This is a genomic window from Streptomyces sp. DH-12 (genome assembly GCF_002899455.1).
GTDB lineage: Bacteria > Actinomycetota > Actinomycetes > Streptomycetales > Streptomycetaceae > Streptomyces.
This window is the reverse complement of record NZ_PPFB01000001.1, coordinates 5,258,954-5,276,872: the sequence shown is the minus strand read 5'-3', so window position 1 is coordinate 5,276,872 and position 17,919 is coordinate 5,258,954. Positions and strand designations below refer to the sequence as shown.

The 17,919-nt window shown below is 73.6% G+C and carries 18 protein-coding genes; 12 read left to right on the top strand and 6 right to left on the bottom strand.

Annotated features, from left to right (window positions below; translation table 11 throughout):
* Positions 1-139 precede the first annotated feature (139 nt).
* The 5 genes from fasR (at position 140) to fabF (ending at position 5,105) form a co-directional block, all read left to right on the top strand.
* Entirely contained in the window at positions 140-1,345 is a 1,206-nt protein-coding gene (gene fasR / locus C1708_RS22660) for a fatty acid biosynthesis transcriptional regulator FasR (protein ID WP_106414391.1), read from the top strand.
* 90 nt (positions 1,346-1,435) lie between these two features.
* Positions 1,436-2,350: an ACP S-malonyltransferase gene (locus C1708_RS22655; RefSeq protein ID WP_106414390.1), complete on the top strand. Its 915-nt coding sequence runs from the start codon at positions 1,436-1,438 to the stop codon at positions 2,348-2,350.
* 21 nt (positions 2,351-2,371) lie between these two features.
* Entirely contained in the window at positions 2,372-3,400 is a 1,029-nt protein-coding gene (locus C1708_RS22650; protein ID WP_106414389.1) for a ketoacyl-ACP synthase III, read from the top strand.
* An 80-nt stretch (positions 3,401-3,480) separates the two neighbouring features.
* Entirely contained in the window at positions 3,481-3,729 is a 249-nt protein-coding gene (locus C1708_RS22645; RefSeq protein WP_004988657.1) for an acyl carrier protein, read from the top strand.
* Between the two features lie 104 nt (positions 3,730-3,833).
* Entirely contained in the window at positions 3,834-5,105 is a 1,272-nt protein-coding gene (fabF, locus tag C1708_RS22640) for a beta-ketoacyl-ACP synthase II (RefSeq protein ID WP_106414388.1), read from the top strand.
* 118 nt (positions 5,106-5,223) lie between these two features.
* Here fabF and C1708_RS22635 read toward each other — a convergent pair whose 3' ends face one another.
* Entirely contained in the window at positions 5,224-5,718 is a 495-nt protein-coding gene (locus C1708_RS22635) for a DUF3145 domain-containing protein (protein WP_106414387.1), read from the bottom strand.
* Between the two features lie 275 nt (positions 5,719-5,993).
* On the opposite strand from C1708_RS22635, the gene C1708_RS22630 reads away from it, so the two are divergent.
* The 3 genes from C1708_RS22630 (at position 5,994) to C1708_RS22620 (ending at position 9,490) form a co-directional block, all read left to right on the top strand.
* Entirely contained in the window at positions 5,994-6,893 is a 900-nt protein-coding gene (locus C1708_RS22630; protein WP_106414386.1) for an SGNH/GDSL hydrolase family protein, read from the top strand.
* Between the two features lie 15 nt (positions 6,894-6,908).
* Positions 6,909-7,880: an aldose epimerase family protein gene (locus tag C1708_RS22625; RefSeq protein ID WP_106414385.1), complete on the top strand. Its 972-nt coding sequence runs from the start codon at positions 6,909-6,911 to the stop codon at positions 7,878-7,880.
* A gap of 311 nt (positions 7,881-8,191) precedes the next feature.
* Positions 8,192-9,490, top strand: a complete 1,299-nt coding sequence (locus tag C1708_RS22620; protein WP_106414384.1) for a pyroglutamyl-peptidase I — start codon at positions 8,192-8,194, stop codon at positions 9,488-9,490.
* Here the strand turns inward: C1708_RS22620 and C1708_RS22615 are convergent.
* From C1708_RS22615 to C1708_RS22600, 4 genes are all read right to left on the bottom strand, one after another.
* Entirely contained in the window at positions 9,462-10,076 is a 615-nt protein-coding gene (locus tag C1708_RS22615; RefSeq protein ID WP_106414383.1) for a LysE family transporter, read from the bottom strand. The genes C1708_RS22620 and C1708_RS22615 overlap by 29 nt on opposite strands.
* Positions 10,073-10,870 (bottom strand): EI24 domain-containing protein, encoded by a 798-nt coding sequence (locus tag C1708_RS22610; protein ID WP_106414382.1) that lies wholly within the window; start codon positions 10,868-10,870, stop codon positions 10,073-10,075. Before C1708_RS22610 ends, C1708_RS22615 begins: the two co-directional genes overlap by 4 nt.
* A 125-nt stretch (positions 10,871-10,995) precedes the next feature.
* A complete protein-coding gene (locus C1708_RS22605; RefSeq protein WP_502696082.1) occupies positions 10,996-11,334 on the bottom strand; it encodes a hypothetical protein in 339 nt (112 codons plus the stop codon).
* Between the two features lie 156 nt (positions 11,335-11,490).
* Positions 11,491-12,513 carry an NADP-dependent oxidoreductase gene (locus tag C1708_RS22600; RefSeq protein ID WP_106414381.1) on the bottom strand — a complete coding sequence of 341 codons (1,023 nt, stop codon included), beginning with the start codon at positions 12,511-12,513 and terminating at the stop codon, positions 11,491-11,493.
* A gap of 89 nt (positions 12,514-12,602) precedes the next feature.
* Here C1708_RS22600 and C1708_RS22595 point away from each other — a divergent pair, with 89 nt between their 5' ends.
* Positions 12,603-13,052: a MarR family winged helix-turn-helix transcriptional regulator gene (locus tag C1708_RS22595; protein ID WP_106416437.1), complete on the top strand. Its 450-nt coding sequence runs from the start codon at positions 12,603-12,605 to the stop codon at positions 13,050-13,052.
* A 368-nt stretch (positions 13,053-13,420) separates the two neighbouring features.
* Here C1708_RS22595 and C1708_RS22590 read toward each other — a convergent pair whose 3' ends face one another.
* A complete protein-coding gene (locus C1708_RS22590) occupies positions 13,421-14,242 on the bottom strand; it encodes an SCO2400 family protein (protein ID WP_106414380.1) in 822 nt (273 codons plus the stop codon).
* A gap of 238 nt (positions 14,243-14,480) precedes the next feature.
* Between C1708_RS22590 and C1708_RS22585 the strand changes: the two genes are divergently transcribed.
* From C1708_RS22585 to C1708_RS22575, 3 genes are all read left to right on the top strand, one after another.
* A complete protein-coding gene (locus C1708_RS22585) occupies positions 14,481-15,647 on the top strand; it encodes a mandelate racemase/muconate lactonizing enzyme family protein (protein WP_106414379.1) in 1,167 nt (388 codons plus the stop codon).
* Complete coding sequence (locus tag C1708_RS22580; protein WP_106414378.1) at positions 15,644-16,648, top strand: zinc-dependent alcohol dehydrogenase; 1,005 nt, start codon at positions 15,644-15,646, stop codon at positions 16,646-16,648. The genes C1708_RS22585 and C1708_RS22580 overlap by 4 nt, the downstream gene beginning before the upstream one ends.
* A 195-nt stretch (positions 16,649-16,843) precedes the next feature.
* On the top strand, positions 16,844-17,812 hold the full coding sequence (locus C1708_RS22575; protein ID WP_106414377.1) for a glycosyltransferase family protein: 969 nt from the start codon (positions 16,844-16,846) through the stop codon (positions 17,810-17,812).
* Positions 17,813-17,919 lie beyond the last annotated feature (107 nt).

Genomic DNA, 17,919 nt, shown 5'->3' with positions numbered 1-17,919 from the left:
CCTCCACCGTAGGCCCTGCCGGAGGGGACGGGGACGGCGCACGGCCGGGGGCACCGGAGCCCGGACACGGGGCACGGACGCGGGAGCGGGTGCGACCCTGGGGCACGGCCCGCCGTCCGGATGAGGCAGTCTTGTCCCCGTGCCCGAACCCGAAACCACCACCCCCGGACCCGCCGCACGCCCCGCCCATCCGCACACAGCGACGCTGAAGCGGCTGGAGCAGTCCTCGGGCAGTCTCGCCGCCCAGGCCATCGCGCGGATGGACGAGACGCTGCCCTGGTACCGGGCCATGCCGCCGGAGAACCGTTCCTGGATCGGCCTGGTGGCCCAGGCGGGCATCGCCGCCTTCACCGAGTGGTTCCGGCGCCCCGACGCCCCGCAGGCCATCTCCACCGACGTCTTCGGCACCGCGCCGCGCGAGCTGACCCGGGCCATCACGCTGCGGCAGACCGTGGAGATGGTGCGCACCACCATCGAGGTGATGGAGACCGCCATCGACGAGGTGGCGGCCCCCGGCGACGAGAGCATGCTGCGCGAGGCGCTCCTGGTGTACGCCCGTGAGATCGCGTTCGCCACCGCCCAGGTGTACGCCCAGGCCGCCGAGGCACGCGGTGCCTGGGACGCGCGCCTGGAGTCGCTGGTGGTGAACGCCGTGCTCAGCGGGGAGGCCGACGAGGGCGCCGTGTCCCGGGCCGCCGCGCTCGGCTGGAACTCCCCGGAGCACGTGTGCGTGGTGCTCGGCACCGCTCCCGACGGGGACTCCGAGCTCACCGTGGAGGCCATCCGGCGGGCCGCCCGGCACGCCAAGCTCCAGGTGCTCACCGGGGTGCTCGGCGACCGGCTCGTCGTCATCGCGGGCGGCAGCGACAACCCGCTGGCCGTCGCGAAGTCGCTGATCGGCCCGTACGCGGCCGGTCCCGTCGTGGCCGGCCCCGTGGTGCCGGACCTGCTGGCCGCGACCCGGTCCGCGCAGGCCGCCGCCGCGGGTCTCAAGGCGTGCTCCGCCTGGCAGGACGCCCCGCGTCCGGTGCTGGCGGACGATCTGCTGCCGGAGCGCGCGATCGCCGGGGACCCCTCTGCGCGCGAGCAGTTGGTGGAGGAGATCTACAGACCGCTCGAGGAGGCCGGCGCGGCACTCCTGGAGACACTCAGCGTGTATCTCGAACAGGCGAGCAGCCTCGAGGGCGCGGCGCGGATGCTGTTCGTTCACCCCAACACCGTTCGTTACCGGCTCCGACGTGTGACAGACGTCACCGGATGGTCACCCTCCGATGTACGCTCGGCGTTCACCCTGCGGATCGCACTGATCCTGGGGCGTCTGGCCGATGGTGATCTCCAGACCTAGCCTTTTTGTGGAGGGTCGACAAAACCCCCTCCGGTTCTTCGTCCTTGTCCTCACGGGCGGCCGCGCCCGTACGCAAGAGAGAGTGTGAGAGTGCTCGTACTCGTCGCTCCCGGCCAGGGCTCCCAGACGCCCGGCTTCCTGACCGAATGGCTCGAACTCCCCGGCGCCGCCGACCGCGTCGCCGCGTGGTCGGACGCCATCGGACTCGACCTCGCCCACTACGGCACGAAGGCCGACGCGGACGCGATCCGCGACACGGCCGTCGCCCAGCCGCTGCTGGTCGCGGCCGGGCTGCTGTCCGCCTCGGCACTCGGTGACATCGCCCCCGGCGCGGTCGCCGGTCACAGCGTCGGCGAGATCACCGCCGCCGCCCTCTCCGGCGTCCTCGACGACTCCGCCGCCCTCTCCCTGGTCCGCAAGCGGGGCCTGGCCATGGCCGACGCCGCCGCGGTCACCGAGACCGGCATGGCGGCGCTGCTCGGCGGCGACCCCGAGGTGACCCTCCCGCACCTGGAGAAGCTGGGCCTCACCCCGGCGAACGTCAACGGGGCCGGCCAGATCGTCGCCGCCGGCACCAAGGAGCAGCTCGACGCGCTGCAGGCCGACAAGCCCGAGGGCGTGCGCCGGGTCGTCCCGCTGAAGGTCGCCGGCGCCTTCCACACCCGCCACATGGCCCCCGCCGTCGACGCGCTGGCCGAGGCCGCCAAGGCCCTCGCGCCCGCCGACCCGAAGGTCGCCTACGTGTCGAACAAGGACGGCGAGGCGGTCGCGTCCGGCGCCGAGGTGCTGGAGCGCCTGGTGGGCCAGGTCGCCAACCCGGTCCGCTGGGACCTGTGCATGGAGACCTTCAAGGAGCTCGGCGTCACGGCCCTGCTGGAGCTCTGCCCCGGCGGCACCCTGACGGGCCTGGCCAAGCGTGCCCTGCCCGGCGTCGAGACGCTGGCCCTGAAGACCCCCGCCGACCTCGACGCGGCCCGCGAGCTCGTCGCCGAGCACGCCGCCTGACGCCCTTAAGGAGCCGACCGCATGGCGAAGATCAAGCCCAGCAAGGGCGCCCCGTACGCGCGCATCCTCGGCGTGGGCGGCTACCGTCCCACCCGGGTCGTGCCGAACGAGGTGATCCTCGAGACGATCGACTCGTCCGACGAGTGGATCCGCTCCCGCTCCGGCATCGAGACCCGGCACTGGGCCGGGCCCGAGGAGACCGTCGCCGCGATGTCCGTCGAGGCGTCCGGCAAGGCGATCGCGGACGCCGGGATCGACGCCTCGCGGATCGGCGCCGTCGTCGTGTCGACCGTGTCGCACTTCGCGCAGACCCCGGCCATCGCGACCGAGATCGCCGACCGGCTCGGCACGGACAGGGCCGCCGCCTTCGACATCTCCGCCGGCTGCGCGGGCTTCGGCTACGGCCTGACCCTCGCCAAGGGCATGGTCGTCGAGGGGTCCGCCGAGTACGTCCTGGTCATCGGCGTGGAGCGGCTGAGCGACCTGACCGACCTGGAGGACCGCGCGACGGCCTTCCTGTTCGGTGACGGCGCGGGCGCCGTGATCGTCGGCCCCTCGCAGGAGCCGGCCATCGGCCCGACCGTGTGGGGCTCCGAGGGCGACAAGGCCCAGACGATCAAGCAGACCTACGCGTGGGACCGCTTCGGCGGCGACCTCGCGGAGCTTCCCCGGGACAGCAAGGGCGACCTCAAGCTGCCCGCGATCACCCAGGAAGGCCAGGCGGTGTTCCGCTGGGCCGTGTTCGAGATGGCGAAGGTCGCCCAGCAGGCGCTGGACGCGGCCGGGATCACCGCGGACGACCTGGACGTCTTCATCCCGCACCAGGCCAACGTGCGGATCATCGACTCGATGGTGAAGACCCTCAGACTGCCGGAGCACGTCACGGTCGCGCGTGACATCCGCACCACCGGCAACACCTCGGCCGCCTCGATCCCGCTCGCGATGGAGCGGCTCCTGGCGACCGGCGAGGCGAAGAGCGGCGACACCGCGCTCGTCATCGGCTTCGGGGCGGGTCTCGTCTACGCCGCGACTGTCGTTACCCTCCCCTAGGCACTCCGTGCCGGATCATGCTTCCGGTACAGGAGAAAGCACCGCCACACCCTCTGGAATCACAACGAAGGAGCGCCACCATGGCCGCCACTCAGGAAGAGATCGTCGCCGGTCTCGCGGAGATCGTGAACGAGATCGCCGGCATCCCGGTTGAGGACGTCCAGCTGGACAAGTCCTTCACCGACGACCTGGACGTCGACTCGCTGTCCATGGTCGAGGTCGTCGTCGCCGCCGAAGAGCGCTTCGACGTCAAGATCCCGGACGACGACGTCAAGAACCTCAAGACGGTCGGCGACGCGACCGAGTACATCCTCAAGCACCAGGCCTGAGCACGCGCGGGGCGTGAGCCCCGCCAGGGCCGGGAGTCCCCCGGCCCCGCCACCCGGCGGTGGCGCCGTACGCATCCTCGTCAATCGTTGGAGAAAGAATTCCGATGAGCTCGACCAATCGCACTGTGGTCGTCACCGGTATCGGCGCAACCACACCGCTGGGTGGCGACGCGGCCTCGACCTGGGAAGGCCTCGTCGCCGGACGGTCCGGCGTGAAGCTCCTGGAGCAGGAGTGGGCCGCCGAGCAGGCGGTCCGTATCGCGGCCCCGGTGGCCGTGGAGCCCACCGAGGTCATCCCCCGGCCGCAGGCCCGCCGCCTGGACCGCTCGGCGCAGTTCGCGCTGGTCGCGGCCAAGGAGGCCTGGGCGGACGCCGGCTTCGAGGGCAAGGCCGGCGAGATCCCGGACGTCGACCCCGACCGGCTGGGCGCGGTGATCGCCTCCGGCATCGGCGGTGTGACGACCCTGCTGGACCAGTACGACGTGCTGAAGGAGAAGGGCGTCCGCCGCGTCTCCCCGCACACCGTCCCCATGCTGATGCCGAACGGCCCGTCCGCGAACGTCGGTCTCGCGGTGGGCGCCCGCGCGGGCGTGCACACCCCGGTGTCCGCGTGCGCCTCGGGCGCGGAGGCCATCGGCTACGCCATCGAGATGATCCGCACCGGACGCGCCGACGTCGTCGTCGCGGGCGGCACGGAGGCGGCGATCCACCCGCTGCCGATCGCCGCGTTCGGCAACATGATGGCGATGTCCAAGAACAACGACGACCCGCAGGGCGCCTCGCGCCCCTACGACCTCGCCCGGGACGGCTTCGTCATGGGCGAGGGCGCGGGTGTGGTCGTCCTGGAGTCCGCCGAGCACGCCGCCGCGCGCGGCGCCCGCGTCTACGCGGAGGCGGTCGGCCAGGGCATCTCCGCCGACTCGCACGACATCGTGCAGCCGGAGCCGGAGGGGCGGGGCATCTCGCACGCCCTGCAGAACCTGCTGGACCGCACGGACCTGAACCCGGCGGAGATCGTGCACGTGAACGCGCACGCCACGTCGACGCCGGCGGGTGACATCGCCGAGCTGAAGGCGCTGCGGAAGGTGTTCGGCGACGACGCGGATCACTTCGCGGTGTCCGCGACGAAGTCGATGACCGGACACCTGCTGGGCGGCGCCGGTGGTGTGGAGTCGGTCGCGACCGTGCTGGCGCTGTACCACCGGGTGGCTCCGCCGACGATCAACGTGGAGAACCTGGATCCTGAGGCCGAGGCGAACGCGGATGTCGTTCGCGGTGAGGCGCGGAAGCTGCCCGCCGACGGGCGGATCGCCGCGTTGAACGACTCGTTCGGGTTCGGGGGGCACAACGTGGTGTTGGCGTTCCGGACGGTCTGACCGCCCCCGGGGGCGGTTCGTGGAAGGGGTTCACCTCTGGGGAGGTGGGCCCCTTCCGGTTCTTCTGCGGATCGTCGGCGTGCGGGGCGGCGGGGGTTCGCGCGGTTCCCCGCGCCCCTCAGACGACCTGGTGGAGCCAGCGGACCGGGGCGCCTTCGCCTGCGTAGCGGAAGGGTTCGAGTTCGTCGTCCCAGGGCTTGCCGAGGAGTTTGGCGATCTCCGACTCCAGGTCGGTGTCCTCCGTGCGGGAGCGGACCAGGGCGGCGCGCAGGCGGTCCTCCGGGATGAGGATGTCGCCGTGGATGCCGGTGACGGCGTGGAAGATGCCGAGGTCGGGGGTGCAGCTGTAGCGTTCGCCCTCGGCGGCGGGGCACGGTTCGGAGGTGACCTCGAAGCGCAGCATCTGCCAGCCGCGCAGCGCGGAGGCGAGCTTGGAGGCGGTGCCGGCCTGGCCCTGCCAGGAGAACTCCGAGCGCCAGGTGCCGGGGGCGGCCGGCTGGCGGATCCAGTCGAGGCTGACGCGCGTGCCGAGCACCCCGGCGACGGCCCACTCGACGTGCGGGCACAACGCGCGCGGCGCGGAGTGCACGTACAGAACTCCACGAGTCGTCACCGGAACCTCCGGGCTGAGCGGGTCGTCTTCGATCGGGCGGAACGGTCACGGCCCGGCGGGCCGCGTTGAGGGCGAGGCTACCGTGCGACGGAGCCAGGGGTGTGACGGACCGTCCGTCCCGGTGACGGGAAAGTCGTGCCGTTCACCCGGCAGGACGCCTGTGCGGGCGCCGGGGTTCATCGCCGGGCGGGCCCCTCGGAGGAGCGGGAACTCCCGTGCGTTGTTATGGGGTGGGGGACGGCACGGACGAGGCGGGACACTCGGGGAGGCGGCGGATGGGGCAGGCGACGTGGAGGCGGGGACGCCGTGCGCGGGCGCTGTCCGCCGCGGTGGCGGCCGTCGCGTTCGGCGTGGCGGGCTGCGACGCGGGCGGCGGGGAGGCTCCCGGTGCGGCCGCCTCCGGGACTCCGTCCGCCAGGCCGACACCGCTGTGGGACACCCGCCCGGACTCGGTGGCCGCGGTGGGCGACTCCATCACCCGAGGGTTCGACGCCTGCGCGGTGCTGGCGGACTGTCCGGAGGTGTCGTGGGCGACGGGTGACAGCGAGCAGGTCGACAGTCTGGCCGTACGGCTGCTGGGGCGGGCCGGGGCGGCCGAGCGGAGCTGGAACCACGCGGTGACCGGCGCCCGGATGGCGGACCTGCCGGGGCAGATGGCGCGGGCGGTGCGGCGCGATCCGGAGCTGGTGGCGGTGATGGTGGGCGCGAACGACGCCTGCCGGGAGAGCGTGTCGGCGATGACGCCGGTGGAGGAGTTCCGCGCGGACTTCGAGGCGGCGATGCGCACCCTGCGCGAGGCGCTGCCGAAGGCGCAGGTGTACGTGGCGAGCGTGCCGGACCTGAAGCGGCTGTGGTCGCAGGGGCGGACCAGCGAGCTGGGCAGGCGGATCTGGAAGCTGGGCATCTGCCCGTCGATGCTGGGCGACGCGGACGCGCTGGACGCGGCGGCGACCGAGCGGCGGGCGACGGTGCAGCGGCGTGTGGAGGACTACAACGAGGTGCTGCGCGAGGTGTGTGCGAAGGACAGCCGGTGCCGCACCGACGGGGGCGAGGTGTACGCGTACCGGTTCGGCACCGCGGAGCTGAGCCGCTGGGACTGGTTCCACCCGAGCGTCGACGGGCAGGCCAAGCTCGCCGAGATCGCCTACCGGACGGTCACGGCGCCGGGGCCGTGACCTATCGTTCCGCACATGAACGAACTCTTCGGCACACTTCCCGACGGCACGCCGGTGCACCGGTGGACCCTGGAGCGGGCGGGCGTACGGGTACGGATCCTGTCGTACGGCGGAATCGTGCAGGACGTCGAGGCGCCGGACCGGGACGGGCGGCCCGGGAGCGTGGTGCTGGGGTTCGACGGCCTGGACGGCTACCTCGCGCACCCGGAGCCCTTCCTCGGCGCCCTGATCGGCCGGTACGCCAACCGGATCGGGGGGGCGCGCTTCACCCTCGACGGCACCGAGCACGTCCTCGCGCCGAACGACGGGCCGAACTCGCTGCACGGCGGTGAGCGGGGCTTCGACAAGCGCGTCTGGGACGTCACGGAGGCCGGTCACGGCCTGCGGCTGTCGCTGGTCGCCGAGGACGGCGAGGAGGGCTTCCCGGGCCGTCTGGAGGTCGTGGTCACCTACTCCCTGGACGAGCGGGGCGCGCTGCACATCGCGTACGAGGCGGTGACGGACGCGCCGACGCACGTGAACCTGACGAACCACACGTACTGGAACCTGGCCGGTTCCGGCACCGCGGGCGGGCACGAGCTGCGGGTGGCGGCGTCCCGCTACACGCCGTCCGGTCCGGGGCTGATCCCGGCCGGCGAGCCGGCGGACGTCTCCGGCACCCGCTACGACTTCCGTGAGGCGCGCGAGGCGGGCGGCGGTTACGACGACAACTTCGTGCTGGACAAGGGGGTGACGCCGGCGCCCGAGGAGGTGGCCGAGCTGTACGACCCCGTCTCGGGCCGGGTGCTGACGGTGGCGACGACCGAGCCGGGCATGCAGGTGTACACCGCGGACCACATCGGGGAGCCGTTCGAGCCGGGTGCGGGCATCGCGCTGGAGACGCAGCACTTCCCGGACTCGCCGAACCGTCCGGAGTTCCCGAGCACGGTGCTGAGGCCGGGCGAGGTGTTCCGCTCCGAGACGGTGTACGGCTTCTCCGCGCGGTAGCGGCGGCCCTCCGCGCGGGGTCCGGACCCGCATGAGCCCCGGTCCGGGGTCAGGGTCCCGGGCCGGGGCTGTTCATGGGTTACCCCGCCGGGACCCGACGTTAACCGCTGAGCCGCTCCCGCGGCCGGGGATCGGCGTCCCGGGACGGATCCCGTACGAACCCTTCACATTCGGCCACGGGAGTGCTCCCCCGTCGCTCCGGCAGCCGCCGGACGGTGTCCGTCGCACCGTGGTGCGCTCCACGCCGGTCACGCGATACTGCGGGCCTCCGGCATCCAGCCGTACCCCACGACGACGGAAGGCCCCCTCCTGTGATCTCTCCCCGTGTGCGCACCGGTGTGCTCGGTCTGGTCCTGCTGACCGCTCTGTCCGCCTCCACGACCGCGACCGCCGCCGGGCCGGCGGCCCCGGGGTCCGCCGCGCCGCCGACCGTCGAGGAGCTCCGCCTCGACGAGGCCGCGCCGCAGGAGATACTCCGCCGCTCCGGCTTCGACACGGTCGCGCCCGTCTTCGCCCGTGCCCTGGACGAGGCCCGCTCCTACGCCGAGGCCCGGCGGGTCGTGGAGCGGCAGGGGTCCGCGCTGTGGCGCAGGGCCGTGGACCGCGCGCAGGGCCGGGGCCCGGCGGGCGGTGACCTGAGCCGGGACGACGACCGGCCGCTGTACTGGGCGCGGCTCGGCATGACGCGTGAACTGCGCGGCTGGGAGCCCCGGTTCGGGCTGGACGCGACACGGCGGGAGCGGCTGCTCGACACGCTGGAGCGGACCTCGCGCGGGCAGACCACCGTCCTCTTCCACTCCCGGCTTCGCCCGGGCGGGGGGACCCCCGTCCCGCACCGCAAGGGGCTGAAGCGGGTGCTGGTGACCGGTTTCGACCCGTTCACCCTGGACCGGGACATCCGCATCTCCAACCCCTCGGGGGCCGTCGCGCTGGCCCTGGACGGCACGGTGATCGAGACGGCGAGCGGCCCGGCGCGCATCGAGACGGCCGTGTTCCCGGTGCGCTGGCGGGACTTCACCGAGGGCACGGTGGAGCGGGCGCTGCGGCCGCACCTGCCGGAGGTGGACCTGTTCACCACGGTGAGCCAGGGCCGGGCGGGACGCGTCGACGTCGAGCGCACCAACGGCGCCTGGCGGGGCGGCTTCGGCGACAACGAGAACACCGGGCGGCCCGGGACCGTCCCCGTGTCCGACCCGGCCTCGCAGCCGCAGTGGACGTCGACGACGCTGCCGTACGCGGCGATCGTCGCGGCGGACACCGGCCGGTTCCCGGTGTACGACAACACCGCCGTGACGGAGATCCCCGCGGGAGGGACCGCGCCGGTGCAGCGGCCGGACGGGCCGACGCCCGGCTCGACGGCGCGGGCCGGGGGCGGCGGCGACTACCTGTCCAACGAGATCGCCTACCGGGCGACGCTGCTGCGCGACCGGCTCGGGCTGCACGGCACACTGCCCGGCGGCCACGTGCACACCCCGGTGCTGGAGTTCGGGGCGGGCAACACCACGGAGGTGACCGACCCGCAGTTCGTGCGGAACCGGCTGGACATCGTCGCCCAGGTGCGCGCGATCGTGTCCGTCGCGGTCAGTGCGTCGGAGCGAGCGCGAGGCTGACGCCGAGGCCGGCCAGCGCGGTCCCGATCACCTTGTTGAGGACCCGCTGGCCGCGCAGCATCAGGCCGCGCATCCGGTCGTGGGAGAAGAACAGCGCGACGGCGGCGAACCACAGCAGGTGGGCCAGCGACATGAACAGGCCGTAGCCCGCCTGCTGGAGGACCGGCGTGCCGGGGCCGACGACCTGCGCGAACGTCGAGACGACGAAGAGCGTCGTCTTCGGATTGAGGACGTTGGTCAGGAACCCGGTGCGCAGCGCGGCGAGCGGGGTCAGGCCGGTGCTGCGCTCCAGGTCGACGGTGACCTCGGCGCGGGTGCGGAAGGTGCGCACGCCGATGTACACCAGGTAGGCCGCGCCGGTCAGTTTGACGACCGTGAAGAGGAAGGCCGAGGAGGCGATCAGCAGCCCCACGCCGAGCATGGTGTACGTGACGTGGACCAGGACCCCGGCGGCCACCCCGGCGGCGCCGAGCAGCCCGGTGCGGCGGCCGTGGAGGTAGCTGTTGCGGACCACCATGGCGAAGTCGGCGCCGGGGGCGATCACCGCGAGGACGGTGATCGCGGCGACGGCGAGGACCTCGGTCACGCGCCGACGCCCTCCTCCTCGGGCGCGCCGGCGGCGCCGCCCTCCCCGGCCTCCTCGCCGAGCAGCTCGCGCGCCATGAGGGTGGCCCCGGCGACCGCGCCGGGCATCAGGAACACCGCGACGAACGGCACGAGGAACGCCAGCGCGAGAGGGGTGCCGAAGCCCCACACGAGGGTCTTGCGGGACCGCAGCAGCGCCAGCCGCTCGCGCACCTCGACGCCGCGCCGCTGGAGGGCGACGGCGGTCAGCTCCTCGGTGAGGAAGAAGCCGGTGACGAAGAAGCCGATCACCGGGACGACGGTCTGCCCGGCCACCGGGACGAACCCGAGCGCGAACAGCAGCACCGCCCACACGGCGGCCCGTGCGACGATGCGGAGGCTGTCACGGGCGGAGATCCACAGCTCCCGCCACAGCGGCAGGTCCGACTCGGGCGCGGTGCCGTCGGGCGAGACGTCCCGGTCGACCGTCTCGGAGAGGCTCTCGTAGAAGGGCTGCCCGATGAGCAGGGTCACCGCGGTGAAGGTGAGCACGCACAGCAGCAGGCCGAGCGCGAACAGCACGACGGTGAGGAAGCCGCGGAACAGGCCCGTCCAGGGGTCGGCCCAGTCGTCGGCGAACGGCGTCGCCCAGCCGACGAGGTCCGCGCCCCACAGGGCGAGGGCGACCAGGGCGGCCGCGTACAGCACCAGGGTGATCAGCCCGGGCAGCAGCCCGAAGCCGTACTGCCGGCCGTGCCGGCCGACCCACTTCTGGCCCTTCAGCAAGTACCGGAAACCCGCCCCTAGATCGCGCATGGGAGGACTTTAGCGGGAGCCCGGACCAGCGACGGGCGTGGGCCGCACCCCACGTCCAAGGATGCGGCCCACGCCGTGCGCAACGACGCCGGCCGGGCGGGCGTCACGGGCGGATCCGCCCTGTGTCACCGGACGGGGGCGGCCTCGGCGGCCTCCCCCTCGTCCGCGGGGGCGCGGTGCGGGCCGTCCGGTCCGCGCAGGGCCACGTGGACCAGCAGGACGGCCATGACGGCGACGCCCGCCCACATGGCCTGCTGCCGGCCCTCCACGAAGGACTCCCGCGCGGCGCGCACCAGGTCCTGGGCGTGTCCGCCGGTGGCCGGGGCCGCCTCGACGGCGTCGGCGATGCCTTCCCGCGCGCTGTCCGCGGCCTCCCGGGGGACGCCGTCGAGCCGGTCGCCGACGGCGGCGCGGTACCCGGAGGCCACGAGCGCGCCGAGCAGCGCGACGCCCGCCGCGGCCACCAGCGGGACGCGGGCGGCCCCGCGGAGGACGGCGGTCCGCGGGGCGCGTAGGGGGGCGCCGGGGAAGCGGGGGCGCCCGCATGCGGAAGGACCGCACCCGGCGGCACGGATCGTGCGGCCGGGTGCGGTCCATGACGGCTCCGGGAAGCCCCGTCGTCAGAGCTTGACGATCATCTTGCCCGTGTTGTCGCCGCGCAGGACGCCGAGGAAGGCCTCCAGGTTGTTCTCGATGCCCTCGACGACCGTCTCGCGGTACTTCAGCTCGCCCGAGCGGACCCAGGCGCCGACCTCCTCCACGAACCGCGGCTGCAGGTCGTAGTGGTCGCCGACGAGGAAGCCCTCGATGCGGCCGCGGGTCTGGATGAGACGGGCGAGGTTCTTCGGGCCGGGGGCGGGCTCGGTGTTGTTGTAGACGGAGATCGCGCCGCAGACGGCGATGCGGCCGTCCCGGTTGAGGGAGCCGATGGCCGCCTCGAGGTGGTCGCCGCCCACGTTGTCGAAGTACACGTCGACGCCGTCGGGGGCGGCGGCGCGGAGCTGCTCGCTCACCGGGCCGTTCTTGTAGTTGAACGCGGCGTCGAAGCCGTACTCCTCGGTGAGGAGCTTGACCTTCTCGTCGGAGCCGGCGGAGCCGATCACCCGGGACGCGCCCTTGAGCTTGGCGATCTGGCCGACCTGGCTGCCGACGGCGCCGGCCGCGCCGGACACGAAGACGGAGTCGCCCTCCTTGAAGGACGCGGTGCGCAGCAGGCCCGCGTAGGCGGTGAGGCCGGTCATGCCCAGCACGCCCAGGTACGTGGACAGCGGTGCGGCCTGCGGGTCCACCTTGACGGCGGTCTTCGCGTCCACGACGGCGTACTCGCGCCAGCCGAGGAAGTGCAGCACGTGGTCGCCGACGGAGATCCCCTCGGCGTTCGACGCGACGACCTCGCCGACGGCGCCGCCCTGCATGGCCTTGCCCAGCTCGTACGGGGCGACGTAGGACTTGGCGGCACTCATCCTGCCGCGCATGTACGGGTCGACGGACAGGTACTCGTTGCGCACCAGCACCTGGCCCTCGCCCGGGGCGCGGACCTCCGCCTCGACGAGCGCGAAGTCGTCCGGCTCGGGCCAGCCGACCGGCCGGCTCACCAGGTGCCATTCGCGGGCGGTGGCGGGGGGCGTGGGGGTGTCGGACATGAAGGCCCTTTCCTCGAGTGCTTCAGTACCTGAAACAACCATGCTGCTGAATATTTCAGTATGTCAAGCACATGGGTACTCTGGTCGGCATGGCCACACCCCGATCCGCGCCCAGCCGTCCCGACGATCTCACCCTGGAGGTCGTCGAGCTGATCGGCGCGGTCGTGGCGCGCTACCACGAGGAGTACGAGGAGGCCGCCGCCGGACACGCGCTGACCGGCGCGCAGGCGCGGCTGCTGAGCCTGCTGAGTCTGGAGCCGCTGCCCATGCGGAGGCTGGCGCAGCGGCTGAAGTGCGAGCCGTCGAACGTCACCGGCATCGTGGACCGGCTGGAGGCCCGCGGCCTGGCGGAGCGCCGCCCGGACCCGGCGGACCGCCGCGTGAAGCTGGCGGCGGCGACGGAGGAGGGACGCCAGGTGGCGCGCAGCCTCCAGGAGTCCCTCCGCTTCGCCCGCGAGCCGCTCGCGGGACTGTCGGAGGGCGAACGGGTGGCGCTGCGGGACGCGTTGCGGCGGATGCTGGGGCCGGGGAGCGGCTAGCCGCTCCCCGGCGCCGACACGCTCCCACCTGGGTGCCGCCGGGCGAGAGCCGTGAGCGGGCCCCGCCCGGGGCACGCCCCCGGCGCCGACCGGACACGGTCCGTCACGCACACCCGCCGAGACCGGCGGCCGGCCCCGGGACACGGTGCGGCTGCACGGGTCCGGCGGCTCACGCGACAGCCCGGCACGGGCCGCTCAGGACGCTCCAGCGGGCCCGCTCAGGGCACCGGCACGGGCAGGACGCGGACTCCCCGCGCGGCCCGTCGGGCTCGGGCGGACCGGGGCACCGGAGCGGGCCGGGTGCGGGCCGCCGCGCCTCGCCGTCAGGCGGAGGCGGGCGCGCGGGCCGCCCGGGTTCCGCCCGGGGCTCAGCTGCACCACCACAGGAACTTCTTGCACGTCTGCGACGGTTCGGGTTCCGGGTCCGGCTCCTCGGTGGTGGGGTCCGGGTCGGCGGGGGCGTCCGTCTCCGGCGGGTCCTGCGGGGGCTGCTGCGTCGTCGGCTCGCCGGCCGTGGGCGTCTCCGCGGGCGCGGACGACGTGGTCGCCTCCGCCGTCTCCTCCTCCGCCCCCTCCGACTCCTTGTCCTCGGGGGCGGACGCGGAGGCCGAGACGGAGGCCGAGGCGGAGCCCGACGCCGCCGGGCCGGCAGACGTGCTCGGCACTCCCGCCCGCGGGGCGGTCCCGCTCGCCGGCGCGCTCGGCTCGACCTCGTCCGAGCCCCCGTCGACCGACTCCCCGCCCGCCACCGCCGGACGCGGCTTCGGAGCGGGCGCGTCCAGCCCCAGTTCGGCCAGGCTCAGTCCGCCGGCCGCGAGGACGAAGCCCGCGACGATCAGCAGGGTGCGGTTGCGCCGACGGCGGTGGGCCGCCGCCTTGCGGTCCCGGCGGCTCTGTCCGACACCGTTGTCCTCACCCTCCGGACCCTCCGGCCGCCCGCCCCGGCGCCGGTCCGCACGCCGTCCGCGGGGCACGGCGTCCACGCCCGGCTCCTCGCCCGCGTCGGCGCCTTCACCCCCGGGGCGGTCCTCGTCACCGTCGCCGTACGCGTCACCCGCGTCCGGGAGGACGGGGGCGCCGTCCGCGGGCCCGGCCTGCTGCCGGGCGTGCGGCGTCTCGGCGGGCGTGCCGCAACCGGGGCATGCCAGAGCGCCGTTGAGGTGCCGTCGGCACGGGTGGCAAAAGTCCATGACGCGGGAAGGTTAGGTTCCGGCCCGGTCCGGTTCCTAGGGCTTGCTGTGAAGGTTTGGTACGGACCCTTGCGCAATGGTTTCGAAACTGCCGAAACCGTTGTGCGCGCGACCCATTGACACCTTCGCCGCGCCGTCCTTACTGTCTCGCCAGCATTTCGAACGTGTGACGAAATATCGAACGCGACGTATCGTCGCGTCCGATGCCAGTCCACCACCGCAGCGAGGGGCAACTGCCGTGCGCATCACCGGAATCAGCACACACGTGGTCGGAACGCCGTGGCGCAACCTGACGTACGTCCAGGTGCACACCGACGAGGGGCTCACCGGGGTCGGCGAGACCAGGATGCTCGGCCACACCGACGCCCTCCTGGGCTATCTGAAGGAGGCCGAGGCCAACCACGTCCTCGGCTCCGACCCGTTCGCCGTCGAGGATCTGGTCCGGCGGATGAAGTACGGCGACTACGGCCGCGCGGGCGAGATCGTGATGTCCGGGATCGCGGTCGTCGAGATGGCCTGCTGGGACATCAAGGGCAAGGCGCTGGGCGTCCCCGTCTGGCAGTTGCTGGGCGGCAAGGTCACCGACAAGGTGAAGGCGTACGCCAACGGCTGGTACACCACCGAGCGCACCCCGGAGGCGTACCACAAGGCGGCGCGCGCCGTGATGGAGCGCGGGTACCGGGCGCTGAAGATCGACCCCTTCGGCACGGGTCACTTCGAACTCGACCACCGGGAGACCTTGTACGCCGTCTCCCTGATCGAGGCGGTGCGGGACGCGATCGGTCCCGAGGCCGAGCTGATGCTGGAGATGCACGGCCGCTTCTCCCCCGCCACCGCCGTCCGCCTCGCGCACGAGCTCGCGCCGTTCAAGCCCGCGTGGCTGGAGGAGCCGGTGCCGCCGGAGAACCTCAAGGCGCTGGAGAAGGTCGCCGCGAAGGTCGGCATGCCGGTCGCGACCGGTGAGCGCATCCACGACCGCATCGAGTTCCGCGAGCTGTTCGAGAGCCAGGCGGCGGACATCCTGCAGCCGGACGTCGGGCACATCGGCGGCATCTGGGAGACCCGCAAGCTGGCGGCGACCGCCGAGACCCACTACATGCTGGTCGCCCCGCACAACGTCGGCGGCCCGGTGCTGACCGCCGCCTCCCTCCAGGTCGGTTTCACCACCCCGAACTTCAAGATCCTGGAGCACTTCAACGACTTCGCCGACGCGGAGATCAAGAAGGTGGTCAAGGGCGCACCCGTGGTGGACCCGGAGGACGGCTGCTTCCACCTGTCCGACGCGCCCGGACTCGGGGTCGAGCTGGACACCGACGCCGCCGCCGAGTTCCCGCAGCAGCAGGCCCGGTTCGACCTGTGGGCCGAGGGCTGGGAGCAGCGCAGGCCGAAGGGGACGGGACAGTGAGCACCGCCGTCGTCGTCGAGGCGCCCGGACAGCACCGGCTGGCCGCGCACACCCCGCGCCCGCCCGCCGCCGGGGAGGCGCTGGTGCGCGTCCACGCGGTCGGCATCTGCGGCAGCGACCGCGAGGTCTACCAGGGCAACAGACCCGAGGGATACGTCCGTTACCCGCTCACCCCCGGCCACGAGTGGTCCGGCACCGTCACCGCCGTGGGCGACGGGGCGCCCGCGAGCCTGGTCGGACGCAAGGTGGTGGGCGAGGGCTTCCGCAACTGCCAGGTGTGCGACCGCTGTCACGCGGGCGAGACCACGCTGTGCACGGCCGGGTACGAGGAGACCGGGTTCACCCGGCCCGGCGCGATGGCCGCCACCCTCACCCTGCCGGCCCGGCTGCTGCACCCGCTGCCGGAGGACGCCGACCTGACCGCGGCCGCGCTGCTGGAGCCGGCCGCCTGCGTCGCCGCCGCCGCGCTGAAGGCGCGTGCGGTGCCCGGCGAGCGGGTCGCCGTGGTCGGCACCGGCACGCTGGGGATGTTCGCCGTGCAGTTCCTGCGCGCCGCCTCGCCCGCCGAGCTGCTGGTGGTCGGGACCCGCCCGGACCGGGCCGAGCTGTCGCGGCGGTTCGGGGCGACCGCGTTCCGCACCAAGGACCAGCCGCTTCCGGACGACGTCGACGTGGTGATCGAGACGGCCGGGTCCGCCGACGCGGCCCGTACCGCCGCCGCGCTGCTGCGTCGCGGCGGCCGGCTGGTGCTCACCGGCATCCCGGCGCCGGGCGCCGACGGGCTGGACCCGACGGACCTGGTGGTGCGGCAGCTGGAGGTGCACACCGTGTTCGGCGCACCGCCGGACGCCTGGGCGCACACGGTGCGGATGTTCGCGGCCGGGCTGCTCGACCCGCTGCCGCTGGTGACCCACGAACTCCCGCTCACCGGGTTCCCGGACGCCATCGAGCTGGTGGGGTCCGGCGATCCGAAGGTGGGCAAGGTCCTGCTGCGCCCCTGATCCGCGCCGGTACGAGGACGAGCCGACGGCCCTCGTGCCGGCGTCCCTCCCCCCTCCCCGTCGCCCTCGTGCCGGCGCTCCTCCCCGTCGCCTCGAGCCCCGCCCCGGCTTCCGTTCCGCCCCGGACCCCGGCCGGCCCGTGCCGCGGGCCGCGAACCTTGTCCGACATATCGAACGAACAACGAAGGACACCCCGTGACCGACGCTTCCGCCACAGCGCCCCGCAGGCCCGGTGAGCAGGCGCTCACCGCGCTCGGCCTGGGCGCGCCCGCCCCCGACCCCGCCGACGCCTCGCCGCACTCCTTCCCCGGCGGCGGGCGCTGGCGCACCGAGATCCCCTCGTGCGAGGGGCCCGAGGCGCTGACGGTGGTGCTGAAGGAGGCCTCCCGCCTCGACGTGCCGGTGCACCGGATCAGCCAGGGCAGCGGCGTGTGGATGCTGACCGACGCCGAGATCACCGAGATGGTCGAGGCGACCGCCGAACGGGACGTCGAGCTCTGCCTGTTCACCGGGCCGCGCGGCACCTGGGACATCGGCGGCTCCACCCGGACCGACTCGCGGGGCGCCGGGCTGCGCGCCCGGGGCCACGATGCGGTGGCCGGTTGTGTCGAGGACGCGGTGCGCGCCACCGAACTGGGCGTGAAGTGCCTGCTGGTGGCCGACGAGGGCGTGCTGTGGACGCTGCACCGGGCGCGGGTGGCGGGCATCCTGCCGGCGGACACCACGCTGAAGGTGTCGGCGCTGATCGGGCCGGTCAACCCGGCCTCGTTCGCGGTACACGAGCGGCTGGGCGCGGACTCGGTCAACGTGCCGAGCGATCTGACGCTCGACCATCTCACCGAGATCCGGCGGGTGTCGGCGGCCCCGATGGACATGTACATCGAGGCGCCCGACGACCTGGGCGGTTACGTGCGGATGTACGAGGTGGCCGAGCTGATCCGGCGCGGCGCCCCGGTGTACCTGAAGTTCGGGCTGGCCAAGGCGCCCGGCATCTACCCGTACGGCCACCACCTGCGGGAGGTCGCGCTCGCCACGGCGAAGGAGCGGGTGCGGCGGGGCCGGCTGGCGCTGGACCTGCTGGCGCGGCACGGCGCCGGCGGCGGGATGGCGCCGCTCGGTTCGCGTCTGCCGGGCAAGCTGCGCCGGTTCGACATCTCGTCATAACGTTCCGGAAACGCAGCTTCACAGAAGAAGACACAGACGCGCACAATCCAACACACCCGCTGTCAGGGTCCCCGCGCGTCCGGCCCTTCCGCACACCTCGTCACCGC